The sequence below is a fragment of the Paraburkholderia fungorum genome, from assembly GCF_046026025.1.
Taxonomy (GTDB): Bacteria; Pseudomonadota; Gammaproteobacteria; order Burkholderiales; family Burkholderiaceae; genus Paraburkholderia; species Paraburkholderia fungorum_E.
In genome coordinates this window covers 1-12495 of sequence record NZ_JAQQFL010000025.1, presented here as the reverse complement: position 1 = coordinate 12495, position 12495 = coordinate 1, and the positions used below count along the sequence as shown (strand labels likewise).

Sequence of the window (12495 nt, the reverse complement as noted above, 5' to 3'; positions counted from 1 at the left end):
CTTGCCGCGACTATCCATCTGGTTCAAGATCGAATCGACTCACCCGGACGAGGCCATTCCCATGACAGACGACGCCGATCCCGACAAACTGAAAGGCCCCGGCGGCATGACGCTGCGTCAAATCCACGAACAGGTGCACAAGAGCGTCGAGCGCGACCGCGAAGAGCAGGCAGCGCATAACGCCATCGCACCGCAGCGCAGCCGTTGGCAGCGTTGGGTGCGCTACGTGTGGGGCCGCAGCGGCCGCCGCTAGACGGCGAGGTTAGCGCCGGCTGTTTCCAGGGGGAGTGGCGCGCAGCCTGGCAGCACGTTGAAATTGACGCGCTGCGTCAGGCCGTTGCGTCGAGGTTGCGCGATTGGCGCAGACCGCTCAAGGTATCGGGCCTCGCAGGCGATCGATCTGCTCGTTGAGCCGGGCGACCGAATTGGCGAGAAAATCAGCTCTGGCATCGAGACGGGAAAGCAGCAGCGTCACGAGGAGAATCGCGAACGCGAACGGAATGACGGCGGCAGCAAGCCACTGAGGCTTGACGCCGTTCGCCGCGCCGCACACCGAGCCAACGGGAAAATTTGCCGCGGCCATGCCGGTGTAGTGCATACCCGTGATCGCAATACCCATCACGCAGGCCGCAGCAACGCGCTTGCGCATTACATGGTGCTGATCCACGCCGCGCAGCGTGTGCGCGACCCACAGCGCGACCGTGGAGGCAGCGATTGCAATGACAATCGACGCAACGAAGATACTGGGCTCATAGCGAATCGAGGGGCTCATCAGCATCGCCGCCATCCCCATGTAGTGCATGCCGGCGATCCCGAAACCCATCAGGACCCCACCGACGAGCAAATGGGACAGCTTCAGACGCTCCTGCGTGACGACATGCAACGCAAACCCGGAGACGACTACCGCGATAACGAGCGAATAACAGGTGATGGCGAAATCGTAGCCAATCGGAATGCTTAGAGAGAACGAGAGCATCCCGATGAAGTGCATCGACCAGATGCCGATGCCCATCACCAGCGCGCCGGCCGCCAGCCATATGTGCCGGGCACGCGCGTAGGTCAGCAGGGAAAGCCGGTCGGCAAGATCAATGGCGGTGAAGGAAGCAAGCGTCGCGACGATAAGCGAAACGGCGACTAGCCCCAGGTTGTAGTGGCTCTGCATGATGGGTCGGCGGCTCCTTAATGAAAGCTCGATTACCGGTTATTAACAGCCTCGCACGGCTTCCTCGCCGACGAACAACTGCTCTCTATATATCGCACTGGCCTGTGCGGTGATGAATGCGTTCTGGATTTCTTTGCGCCGCCGAATCCCCCCGGCTTTGACGTATTGCTTTGGCGTATTCTAAACGCGCCTCGTGCGCTTCCGTGAGCACAATCGCTCGAGACGGATTTCTATTTCCTGTTTCTATTGCCTAATACTCGTTGAGTGGCGGAAGCGGCGCACTTTCCTGCTGCTGCAATTTTTTCTTTTTCCAAACGCGTCGCAGTGGCAATTCCGTATCCTTCCAGCGAAACCCGCCCGCGATGCCGCCGGCATAATGCACGGTCACCGCGTCGGCCAGTTCCGCTACTTTTGGCTCATCCGCGCGAGGAAGGTTTTCCAGCCGCGCTGGATGGCCGAAGTCCCCGTTCCGGTCCATCCAGCCATACAAGGCCGGAATGGTCAGCCGCCATTCGCCCTTGCGCGCCACCGCGCACAACCTGCGCCACATTACCGCGTCGCTTTCGAGCCATCGCTTTCGCGCGTCGCTTAACCGATGCTTTGCGCGCCGCAGGAACAGGACGATGCCCCCACGTGCCCACACCACCAGGAAAAGCCCCAACGCGATCGCACAGCCGGCGATCAATTGCCCGCTGTGAATCACAATGATCCGGTGCGACAGGCCCTGGCTCATCACATCGGCGGGGATTTCGAAGAGGGGTTTCTCGTGCGCGCTGGACGCGGAAAACATCACCCCCGGCAACTCGATCGTCTCTTTCTTTTGCGTCTTTGTGTTCCACCATTCGATCGTCACGGGCGGCAGCTTGAACCGGCCGCTGTGATCGGCGATGTAGGTCACGCTGTCGATTCGCTCTCCCGCGACCAGCCCCACCCGGTCCTGCACGACGTTGCGCGTGGTGGGCGATCTGGCGTAACGCTTCAATCCGTCGACCTCACCCAGACTCACCGGCGGAATCAGCATCGACTCGGTGCCCGCTGCGCTTTGCGTAATGGTGCGCGTGATCGAGTCGCCTATCCGAAGCTGTTGCGTCGACGGTTCGATTTTCTGCGTAACCGTGAGCTTCGTGGTCGGAAAGAACACGGTCATGCCCTGCGCGCCCGGTGGCAAGGTCGCCACGAGTTTCAGCGCGGGAGTCATGAGCTGCACCGACGTCGTCATACCGCCTGGGTAGACGGTGATGGCAAAAGGCGGAATGTCATAAGTCTTGCCCGCCTGCGGTGCAATGCGATACGCCCGGCTCACGCCGAACCAGCGCACGCCGTCGATGTCCTCGGAAAGGTTGTCGGCCTGCTCGTCCGGCAGACTCACGATCGCATCCGCGACGGTGAAGAGCGGCCAGTTCGGCGCCTCGGTAAACCAGGCGGTCGTCAGCAGATCGACGACCAGCTTGACCTCGCTGCCCGCGACAACCGGGCCGGCAGGTTCGAGATGCGCGCGAACCAGGGTCCGCGGTGCGGGATCGGCGAGAGCCGTGGTTGAAACGCAGGCCGCGCCGAGCCACACGATGACGAGCAGAAGCCGCCGGAAAAACGCTGTCATGGCGTGCCCGCTCCCTTTGCAGCGGATTCGGATTCAAAGCGCTGCTGCAAAAAAACTGCGGGCGACGTATTCAGATTGCGCATCCATAGTTCTTCACTCGGACGCGGCGCCCCCTCGATCACGGTCGATGTGCCCCGCCCTTTCTTCTTGTCGGTCTGCACCTGATCGGGCGGGTCCTCTTCCGGGTCCATTTCATCCTGCTCGTCTTTTGCGAGCAGGCGCTGCAGGAAGGCGCGATTGGTCGCGGCTTCGCGCAGCGTGGGCTGAAGCTGGAGGGCGTTGTTGTACGCCTTGATCGCAGCAGGGTAGTCGTCGAGATGCGCGAGCGTGTTGCCCATGTAGAAATACGCTTGTGGTGTCTTCAGACGCGAAAAACTCTCAAGGGCGCCGGCATAGTCGCCCGCGAGATATTGCGCACGCCCCTTCCACATCGAATCGTCGAAGCGTTGCGCGGCGGCCTTGTAGTCGCCATGGTCGAAATTCCAGCGGCCCTGCTGATCGTGCGTCGCGAACAGATCGACCCAGCGCCATTCGGCAGCCTGAGCATGACGAGGAACGGCGCCGAAAGCGAGTGAGATCAACACCACGGGAAGCCACTTGACGCTCCAGCCGCGCCGGAAACTCCACAACGCGAGCAGCAGCAATGGCACGACGAGCCAGTAGCCCGTTTCTTTCCAGTGCGGCACGATCTTCGACTCCTCCACTTGCGCGAGATAGGCCTGCGCGCGATGCTGGACCCACACTACGTCATCGTCGTCCACACGCATGCTGGCGAGCGGAATACCGGCTTCATCCGCGACCTTGCGGATCGCATCGGCGTCGAAGGTGCCCATTAGCGGGTGGCCTTCGGGGTCCATCGCAATCATGCCGTCGGGGCCGCGTATCGGGCCGCCGTTTGCCGTGCCGACCGCCAGCCATAGCAGTTGATGGCGGAGTGTTTTAGCCTTCTGCACGAACGCGTCGGTCTGATTCGTATCGAAGCCGTCGCTCATGAAGACGATCGTGCCCGCGGTGGGATCCTTGGCCAGAAGCCGCTCGGCCGCGTCGAGTCCGGCCGTCGCGTTCTTGCCGTCGCGTGGCATCAGCGAAGGCGACAGCGCCGGCACATAGAGGTCGAGCATGGCCGGGTCCTCGGTGGGTGGCACAACGAGATGGCCCGTTGCCGCGAACACCACCAGACCGGTGCGCGCGCCTTTACGCGCCCTCGCCAGATCGAGCACTTTCTGTTTGGCGCGCTCGAGCCGCGTGGGCGCGACGTCGGTTGCGTCCATTGAATGCGCGAGTTCGAGTACGACGACGAGCGGCGCCTTGTCCTGATTGAACGGCGGGCGCTCCTGCTGCCAGGTCGGCCCCGCGGCGGCAAGCGCGCCGATGGCCAGCAGCAAACCAAGCGTGTGAACCGGTTGAATCACGCGGCGCTTTGTGTCGCCGACAATCAGATGTTCCAGCAGCACCGGATCGATAACGTTGTGCCAACGCGCACGCACGCTGTTGCGGCGGAACCAGACGAGCGGTAACAGCACGGCGGGAATCAGCAGCAGCAACCATCCCGGCCGCACAAAATGGAAAGCCGTCAGATCAATTTCCACGACGAACCTCCGGGAGGCTCACGCGCTCCGGCGGTGGCTCACGACGCGGCGCGCGCAGCATCGCAATCAGTAGCGCCAGCACGTGATACAGCGCGAAAATCGCCACCGCCAGTGCCGCCGGCACCCAGTAGAAATCGCGCTGCGGCCGGTAGATTTCGCGCTTCACTTTCTCGGGCGTGAGTTTGTCGAGTGTGGCGTAGACGTCGGCCAGATCCTGTTGGCGGCCAAGCGCGCGAAACGCACGGCCTCCGGTGACGTTCGAAATGCGGGCGAGCGCATCGAGATCGACCTTGTCTTCGCCTGTCGTATCCGGATCGCCAATTCCAATCGTATGGATCACTAACTTGTGGTCTCTGGCTATCTCCGCGGCGCGTTCTGGCGGAATGGCGCTGCTGGTGTCGTTGCCGTCGGTTAGCAGGATCAACACCTTCTCCTGCGCGGGCGAGTTCTCCATCAGCTTGACTGTCAGACCGATCGCATCGCCAATGGCGGTGCGTGGCCCCGCCATGCCGATCTGCATCTGGTCGAGCAGAATCTGCACAGCGTCGTGATCGAGCGTGAGCGGCGCCTGCGGATAGGCAGCGTCGCCAAACACGACAAGGCCGAGGCGATCGCCCTTGCGCTTCGCGATGAAATCGGCCACCACGCGCTTGACCGCAGTGAAGCGGTCCATCCGGGCGCCGGTGGCATCGACGAAATCGCGCGTCGCCATCGAACCCGACAGGTCGATGGCGAGCATCAGATCGCGCGCGGGTTCTTCGCGCACGATCGGTGCTTCGACATAGACGGGCTTTGCCGCGGCGATCACCAGCAACGTCCACAGCAACGGCATGAGCAGACGTTGCAACCCGTTACGGCGCAGCCGCACGCCACCGGGTGCCGGCTTCTCGCCGGCGGCCTCCGCCATTTCATGAAAGAACGGCACGCGCACCGCGGAGGCGCGGGTGCGGTATGCCGGCACCAGCCACCACACGAGAAGAGGCAGCGGCAGCAGCGCGAACAGCCACGGGACATCAAACTTCCACATGATGATGTTCGATCCAGTCGCGTGTATGGCTGATAAGCGTTGCCGCGTCGCCCTCGGAGATTCCGGCAACCACGTCGGGCGGCGCATAGCTCGCCAGCTCGAGGAGCGCCCCGCTGCCGGCGTCGAAGCGGCCGTGCGTGCGTTGCAAAAACGCGAGCCATTCGCCACCGGTCAGCGCGGCAACCTGCTCGCGCGGCGCGACCGCAAGCGCGGTCCGCTTGATCAGGCGCGGTATCGCGGCAAGCGCGTTCGCGCGCTGTTCGCGATCCGCGTGGGTCGACGCGAGACTGGCTTCGATGCTCGCCAGCTCGCTGAGGGCGACTCGCCGGTAGCGCTGCTTCTCGTGACGGCGCCAGCCAAACCAGAGCGCGACGCCGAGTGCCGCCAGCAGCACGACGGCAACGAACACCCAGCCGATGGTGTGCGGCGCGTACGACACCGTTTCCGGCAGCGGCAATTCCTGCAACGGCTTGAGTTGTCCTGACGAGTCAGGTGGAACGAGCGACGCGGCGCTCATAGACCGCTCCCCGTGGCAGCACGCGCGCGCTGGCCGAACAGGCGCCGCACCTGATCGACCGCCGGCTCCGCCGTCGAGAGGGCCATCAGCGGTACACCGCTCGAACGCAGCAACTCCGCCACTTCGGCGGTGCGGCCATTGAACAGGCTCGACAGCGGCGCACGAACCCGCTCCTGCTCGATACGCAGTTCCACCTGCAAATGCCCTTCGCTGACCACCAGCGCACGATGCTCAGGCATACGCTGCCATAACGGATCGAAGACCATTGCCGCAACAACGTCGTTGTGCACCGACAGTTGCCGCAGCAGCCGCTGCGTGCGCTCATTCGCGCCGGCAAAGTCGCTGACGACGCAAATAAGGTAGTCGTGACCGGCTAACTGAAGCACGCCTTCGAGCGCGGCGTTCAGTTGAGCGTAGTCGGTGCGCGCTTCGCTATCGGCATGCAGCGCGCGGTTCATCGTGGCGAGCGCTCCGAACAGAACATTGATCCGGCTATGGCTGCGCAACGGCTTCACCCGCACGATCCGGCTATCGTTGAACAGCACGCCGCCGACCCGGTCGCCGGCAGTGAAGCCCATCCACACGGCAAGCGCCGCCACTTCCGCGGCCACCACCGACTTGAACGCGCGGCGCGAGCCAAAAAACATACTCATACGTTGATCGACGACCACCAGCAGCGGCCGGTCACGCTCTTCGGTATAGGCGCGAATCTGCGGCTTGCCGAGACGCAACGAAACCTTCCAGTCGATATGACGGATATCGTCACCGGGCAGGTAGGCGCGAATCTCTTCGAAATTGAGCCCGCGCCCGCGCAAGCGCGACGCGTGACTGCCCGACAGCACACTCGATACCGGCGCGGGCGCGATAAAGCTCAGCCCGCGAGCATGAAACTGGAGCTTCGCCAGATGCGCTGCGTCGATATAGACGCGGCCATCGGCTGATGTTGCAGCGTTTGCAGATTCGGACATCAAGGCCACGGCGATTCCTCGCGTCGATGGGACGATGCTTGTTGCGCCAGACGCCACGCGTCATGCGTCAGGCCGGCACGGCGACCTTTTCGATCAACCGGTCGATCACCGCGTCTGCGCCGACGTTCTCCGCATTGGCGTCATAAGACAGGATCAGCCTATGCCGCAGTACCGGATGAATAACGGCGCGCACGTCGTCGGGCGTGACGAATGTGCGGTCCTGCAGCCAGGCCTGCACACGGCTCGCACGGTCGAGGCCGATCGAACCGCGCGGGCTCGCACCGATTTCGATCCATTTGCCCAGATCGGCGTCGAGTTCCGTGGCATGCCGCGTGGCGTTGACGAGCGACACGATGTAGTCGTCTATCGCCGGCGCAACCGCGATCTGCCTGATTTCTTCACGTACCGCGAAAATGACATCTTGCGCGAGAACATTGGGCGCGGCGGCGACATTGCCGCTTTCGCGCCGGAGTAGCCGCAACATGTCGGTCTCGCTTGATGGCGACGGATAGGTAATTAGCACCTTAAAAAGAAACCGGTCCATTTGCGCTTCAGGCAATGGATAAGTGCCTTCCTGTTCGATCGGATTCTGTGTGGCCATGACAAGAAACAGATCCGCCATTCGATGGGTTTTTCCCGCCACCGATATCTGCCTTTCCTCCATTGCCTCCAATAACGCGGATTGAACCTTTGCCGGCGCGCGGTTAATTTCATCCGCAAGAATCAGATTGCCGAAGATCGGGCCAGGCTGAAAACTGAGCGTGCGTTCCGTGCCGCTTTGCAGCAGTGTTTCGGCGCCAGTGATGTCGGATGGCAACAGATCGGGAGTGAACTGAATGCGGCTCATGGTAGCCGCCAGACGCGTGGCAATCGCTTTGACGGTACGCGTTTTGGCAAGTCCAGGCAGACTCTCGAGCAACACGTGGCCGTCGGCCAGCAGTGCGATCAATACCTGCCGGACCACCGCTTGCTGACCTACTATGGCTTCGTTGACGCTCGATTCAAAGCGCAAGACAGTTTCGCGCATGGCTCTCGATTTCCCCGATCTTTTGCTGGTGGAACAACTTGGGTATCAATACGTGCCGCCAGACACGTTAATGCACGAGCATCATTCCGTCAAAGTTTCGTGCCTACAAAAAAAAGCGTGATATGTGCCTGAAAAATTGTTAGCCTGCGTCTTACGTTTTGTTAAGCTTCATCCGGTGCATTGGTTACCGGTGCCAATCGTTATTCCGTATCGCTAAGCTTCTTCAGTGCCAATGAGAACTGGCCGCGTTTGATAAAGGGCCAGCCGCTTCACCCTGAGAGAGAAGGGATGATGAGTTCAGGAAAACGAGGCACGGTAACCGCTGCCCGCTCTACAGGCACGCCTCCCGCGAACCCGGTGCGCGCTGCGCGCTATCGCAAACTACTCCTGTGGGGCGGGCTTCTCGTCATGCTTCCTGCATGCGTCGGTGCAGCGGTCAGTTGGGCCGTCACTTCGCATAATCAAGCTCATCCGCAAGTTGTCTATGGCGACGGAACCCATGGCCCGCTCGGCATGGCATGGGTTCCCGGCGGACCATTCCTGATGGGCAGCGACTCGAAACAGGCGCAGCCCAACGAACGCCCCGCCCACAAGGTGCGCGTGCACGGTTTCTGGATGGACCGTCATCACGTCACCAATGCCGAGTTCCGTAAATTCGTAGACGCGACCGGCTACGTCACGACTGCCGAGAAGAAACCCGATTGGGATACCTTGAAGGTGCAATTGCCACCCGGCACGCCACGTCCGTCTGACAGTGCAATGGTTGCGGGCGCAATGGTATTCGTCGGCACGAATCATCCGGTGCCGCTCGAAGACTATTCGCAGTGGTGGCGCTATGTGCCCGGCGCGAACTGGCGTCACCCCACCGGGCCGGATAGCAACATCATCGGCAAAGACGATCACCCGGTTGTTCAGGTTTCCTACGAAGATGCGCAGGCCTATGCGAAATGGGTCGGCAAGCGCCTGCCCACTGAAGCCGAATGGGAGTTCGCCGCGCGCGGCGGACTCGAACAGGCCACCTACGCCTGGGGCAATCAGTTCGCGCCGGATGGCAAGCAGATGGCCAACGTCTGGCAGGGCCAGCAGGTGCAGTCATTCCCGGTGGTCAGCCCCAAGGCGGGCGGCGCACTCGGCACGAGCCCGGTGGGCACCTTTCCGGCGAACGGCTACGGCCTCTCCGACATGACCGGCAACGCCTGGCAGTGGGTGGCCGACTGGTATCGCGCCGATCAGTTCCGGCGCGAAGCGGTGAGCACCAGCACGATCGACAACCCGGCCGGCCCGCGCGATTCATGGGATCCGGCCGATCAGGGCGTCCCCGTCAATGCTCCCAAGCGCGTGACGCGCGGCGGCTCGTTCCTCTGCAATGAAACCTATTGCCTGAGCTATCGTCCGAGCGCCCGGCGCGGCACCGACCCGTATAACAGCATGTCGCATCTCGGCTTCCGGCTCGTGATGGACGAAGACACCTGGAAGCAACCGCTTGCCCGTCAGGCGTCGGCCCGTGCCGTGGGCGCTGACGGAAGTTAGAACACTCTACCCCTTTGAGTTTTACGCGTTTTCCTCCGCGCGCCGTCGCTCGCGGGTCGTGGAATTGTGCAAACGGAATGGAGGTCGGATGCAGTTGAACTGTCGATCGAGGAGGCCGCAACATGTCAGGAGGTCATTTCGCCCAACGCTCAGGTCGGCGTTCGGCGTTGCTCTCGTCACGCTCGGTGTCGCGCTAGGCGCCGCCGGTTGCACGACGCCGGGTGGCACGAACGCAGCATCGCCTGCGGCCGTCAGTTCCAGTGCCGCGCTGCCATCGTGGCGTGACGGCGCGGCCAAACAAACGATCCAGAAGTTCGTCGCCGACGTCACCCGTGAAGGTTCGCCGAATTACGTTTCGCCTGATAAGCGCATTGCCGTGTTCGATAACGACGGCACGCTATGGAGCGAGCAGCCGCTCTATTTCCAGTTCGCCTTCATGCTCGACCAGGTGAAAGCGGCGGCGCCGAAGCATCCCGAGTGGAAGAACAATCCGGCCTTCAAGGCGCTGGTCGCCAAAGACTACCCCGCATTGGCGAGCCAGCAGAAGCAGGTGCTGCAACTGGTCGCGCTTGCCAATAGCGGCATGACCGTGGACGAGTACGACAAGACGATCCGCAACTGGCTGGCCAGCGCCCGGCATCCGAAATTCAACCGCCCTTACACCGAACTCGTCTATCAACCGCAACTGGAACTGCTCGCCTATCTGCGCGCCAACGGCTTCAAGACTTTCATCGTGTCGGGCGGCACCATCGAATTCATGCGGCCCTGGGTCGAGAAGGCGTATGGCATTCCGCCCGAGCAGGTGATCGGCTCAAGCCAGGTCGTGCAGTACCAGATGCGTGACGGTCAAGGCACGCTGGTGCGCCAGCCGAAAATCGATTTCGTCGACGACGGTCCAGGCAAACCGGTCGGCATCTATCGGAGCATTGGCCGCAAGCCCATTCTCGCGTTCGGCAATTCAGACGGCGATCTGCAAATGCTGCAGTACACCGCGTCCGGCAGCGGCCCGCACCTCGCCCTGCTGGTGCATCACGACGACGCCGTGCGCGAATTCGCATACGACCGCACCTCGAAGATCGGCAAGCTCGACAAGGCATGGGACGAAGCCATTGCCGACGGCTGGACCGTGGTCAGCATGAAGGACGACTGGCAAAGCATCTATCCCGCACCGAAGCAATAAGCAAACGCGAGAGGACGCGAGAGAGCATAAGAAAACGCGAGCCGCGTGCAGATTGCGGCCGCTACGAGGCAACCCCGCGCGCAAGGAACGCGTAACGGGTGAACCGAAGTCAACTCCATTGGAGCGACACGATGAGAAAGTTCCTGCGAAAGGGGCGCTATGCAGCCGGGGCGACAGTCGTCGCACTTGCCGCGTTCGCTGCATTGCTTCTTCCATCCATCAACGCGCCCGCGCAAACGCCAGCGCCGGCCAAACCCGCGGCGACGAGCGCGCCGCCACCGGCCGCCAAGACTTCGGCGAAACCCAACATCCTCGTGATTTTCGGCGACGATATCGGGCAGGCGAATATCAGTGCGTATACGCGTGGTGTGGTGGGCTACAAGACGCCGAACATCGATCGGGTTGCCAGCGAAGGGATGATCTTTACGGACTACTACGCTGAGAACAGCTGTACGGCGGGGCGTTCGTCCTTCATCACCGGACAGACGCCGTTGCGTACCGGGCTTTCCAAGGTCGGCGCGCCTGGCGCACCGGTCGGCCTGCAGAAGACCGACATAACGATTGCCCAGGCGCTCAAGCCGCTCGGCTACGCAACCGGCCAATTCGGCAAGAATCACCTTGGCGACAAGAACGAGTACCTGCCGACCAATCACGGTTTCGACGAGTTCTACGGCAACCTGTATCACCTGAACGCCGAAGAAGAACCCGAACGCCCGTACTGGCCGAAGGACAAGAACGACCCCTATGTGAAGAACTTCTCGCCACGCGGGGTGATTCACAGCACCTCGGACGGCAAGGTGCAGGACACCGGGCCGCTCACGGCCAAACGCATGGAGACCATCGACGACGAAACCGGTGCCCACGCGGAAGAGTTCATCCGCAAGCAGGCCAAGACCGGCACGCCCTTCTTCGTCTGGATGAACTACACGCGCATGCACGTCTTCACGCACGTGCGGCCCGAATTCAGAGGCAAGAGCGGCATGCCCGGCAATGAGTACGCCGACGGCATGTGGGAGCACGATCAGGACGTCGGCAAACTGCTCAAACTGCTGGACGATCTGAAGATCGCGAACAATACCATCGTGATCTACACGACCGACAACGGGCCGAATCAGTTCTCGTGGCCGGACGCGGCGACTACGCCCTTCCGCAGCGAAAAAGACTCCAACTGGGAAGGCGCGTTCCGGGTACCGGCAATGATCCGATGGCCGGGGCATGTCAAACCGGGAGCAGTGTCCAACGAAATGATTTCCGGGCTCGACTGGTTCCCGACGCTGCTTGCTGCAGCCGGCGACACAAACGTCAAGGACCGGCTCCTGAAGGGATGGGCGCCTAAAGCGGGCGGCGCGAGTTTCAGGAATCACCTCGACGGATATAACCAGCTACCGTTCCTGACCGGACAGACGACCAAGGATCCACGCACTGAGTTCTACTACTTCGACGACGACGGCGATCTGGTGGCCATGCGCTGGGATCAGGACGGCAATGCCTGGAAGGCGGTGTTCTGCGAGCAGCGCGCGAAAGGCAACCTGAATATCTGGCAAGACCCGCTTGTCTGCCTGCGTCTGCCGAAGCTGTTCAACCTGCGCATGGATCCTTATGAACGGGCGGACATCACCTCGGATCAGTACAACGACTGGGTCACGAAGAATGTCTATCTGAACGGGATCGCCACCCTGAAAGCGTCGACGTTCCTGCAGACCTTCGTCGACTATCCGCCGAGCCAGCGGCCCGCGAGCTTCAGCGTGGACGGTGTGCGCCGGCAAGTCGACAGGAAGATCGACGAGTCTTTCAAGAAGCGCGGACTCGAGTAAGACGTCGTGTGATTCTGTACAGTTGCGGCCCCCCGCGCCCGGCGGCGGGCGCCACCTTACCCAAAACCGCCACCCCCCTCG

At 62.0% G+C, this 12495-nt stretch carries 11 protein-coding genes; 4 read left to right on the top strand and 7 right to left on the bottom strand.

Features of this window, described 5'->3' with window-relative positions; all coding sequences use genetic code 11:
* Position 1: 1 nt before the first annotated feature.
* Complete coding sequence (locus tag PQR67_RS24620) at positions 2 to 253, top strand: hypothetical protein (RefSeq protein WP_408464997.1); 252 nt, start codon at positions 2 to 4, stop codon at positions 251 to 253.
* A 117-nt stretch (positions 254 to 370) separates the two neighbouring features.
* Here the strand turns inward: PQR67_RS24620 and PQR67_RS24615 are convergent, their stop codons facing one another.
* The 7 genes from PQR67_RS24615 to PQR67_RS24585 all read right to left on the bottom strand — a co-directional run bounded on the left by PQR67_RS24615 (position 371) and on the right by PQR67_RS24585 (position 7890).
* Positions 371 to 1162 carry an MHYT domain-containing protein gene (locus tag PQR67_RS24615; RefSeq protein ID WP_408464995.1) on the bottom strand — a complete coding sequence of 264 codons (792 nt, stop codon included), beginning with the start codon at positions 1160 to 1162 and terminating at the stop codon, positions 371 to 373.
* Positions 1163 to 1412: 250 nt separating this feature from the next.
* Positions 1413 to 2762 (bottom strand): hypothetical protein, encoded by a 1350-nt coding sequence (locus PQR67_RS24610; protein WP_408464993.1) that lies wholly within the window; start codon positions 2760 to 2762, stop codon positions 1413 to 1415.
* Entirely contained in the window at positions 2759 to 4351 is a 1593-nt protein-coding gene (locus tag PQR67_RS24605; RefSeq protein ID WP_408464991.1) for a vWA domain-containing protein, read from the bottom strand. The genes PQR67_RS24610 and PQR67_RS24605 overlap by 4 nt, the downstream gene beginning before the upstream one ends.
* On the bottom strand, positions 4341 to 5378 hold the full coding sequence (locus tag PQR67_RS24600; RefSeq protein WP_408464989.1) for a vWA domain-containing protein: 1038 nt from the start codon (positions 5376 to 5378) through the stop codon (positions 4341 to 4343). The genes PQR67_RS24605 and PQR67_RS24600 overlap by 11 nt, the downstream gene beginning before the upstream one ends.
* Positions 5365 to 5895, bottom strand: coding sequence for a DUF4381 domain-containing protein (locus tag PQR67_RS24595; RefSeq protein ID WP_408464987.1), 531 nt, complete (start codon positions 5893 to 5895; stop codon positions 5365 to 5367). The genes PQR67_RS24600 and PQR67_RS24595 overlap by 14 nt, the downstream gene beginning before the upstream one ends.
* A complete protein-coding gene (locus PQR67_RS24590; RefSeq protein ID WP_408464985.1) occupies positions 5892 to 6863 on the bottom strand; it encodes a DUF58 domain-containing protein in 972 nt (323 codons plus the stop codon). Before PQR67_RS24590 ends, PQR67_RS24595 begins: the two co-directional genes overlap by 4 nt.
* Positions 6864 to 6930: 67 nt before the next feature.
* Positions 6931 to 7890 (bottom strand): AAA family ATPase, encoded by a 960-nt coding sequence (locus PQR67_RS24585; protein ID WP_408464983.1) that lies wholly within the window; start codon positions 7888 to 7890, stop codon positions 6931 to 6933.
* A gap of 408 nt (positions 7891 to 8298) precedes the next feature.
* On the opposite strand from PQR67_RS24585, the gene PQR67_RS24580 reads away from it, so the two are divergent.
* From PQR67_RS24580 to PQR67_RS24570, 3 genes are all read left to right on the top strand, one after another.
* Positions 8299 to 9420 (top strand): formylglycine-generating enzyme family protein, encoded by a 1122-nt coding sequence (locus tag PQR67_RS24580; protein ID WP_408464981.1) that lies wholly within the window; start codon positions 8299 to 8301, stop codon positions 9418 to 9420.
* An 88-nt stretch (positions 9421 to 9508) separates the two neighbouring features.
* A complete protein-coding gene (locus tag PQR67_RS24575) occupies positions 9509 to 10600 on the top strand; it encodes an HAD family hydrolase (RefSeq protein ID WP_408464979.1) in 1092 nt (363 codons plus the stop codon).
* Between the two features lie 131 nt (positions 10601 to 10731).
* Entirely contained in the window at positions 10732 to 12414 is a 1683-nt protein-coding gene (locus PQR67_RS24570) for an arylsulfatase (protein WP_408464977.1), read from the top strand.
* The last annotated feature ends 81 nt before the right edge of the window (positions 12415 to 12495 follow it).

Excerpts from the sequence above, each read along its gene's own strand:
- PQR67_RS24595 (WP_408464987.1), bottom strand. The coding sequence starts at position 5,895 with ATGAGCGCCGCGTCGCTCGTTCCACCTGACTCGTCAGGACAACTCAAG.
- PQR67_RS24570 (WP_408464977.1), top strand. The coding sequence starts at position 10,732 with ATGAGAAAGTTCCTGCGAAAGGGGCGCTATGCAGCCGGGGCGACAGTC.
- PQR67_RS24590 (WP_408464985.1), bottom strand. The coding sequence starts at position 6,863 with ATGTCCGAATCTGCAAACGCTGCAACATCAGCCGATGGCCGCGTCTAT.
- PQR67_RS24585 (WP_408464983.1), bottom strand. The coding sequence starts at position 7,890 with ATGCGCGAAACTGTCTTGCGCTTTGAATCGAGCGTCAACGAAGCCATA.
- PQR67_RS24580 (WP_408464981.1), top strand. The coding sequence starts at position 8,299 with ATGCTTCCTGCATGCGTCGGTGCAGCGGTCAGTTGGGCCGTCACTTCG.
- PQR67_RS24600 (WP_408464989.1), bottom strand. The coding sequence starts at position 5,378 with ATGTGGAAGTTTGATGTCCCGTGGCTGTTCGCGCTGCTGCCGCTGCCT.
- PQR67_RS24610 (WP_408464993.1), bottom strand. The coding sequence starts at position 2,762 with ATGACAGCGTTTTTCCGGCGGCTTCTGCTCGTCATCGTGTGGCTCGGC.
- PQR67_RS24615 (WP_408464995.1), bottom strand. The coding sequence starts at position 1,162 with ATGCAGAGCCACTACAACCTGGGGCTAGTCGCCGTTTCGCTTATCGTC.
- PQR67_RS24575 (WP_408464979.1), top strand. The coding sequence starts at position 9,509 with ATGCAGTTGAACTGTCGATCGAGGAGGCCGCAACATGTCAGGAGGTCA.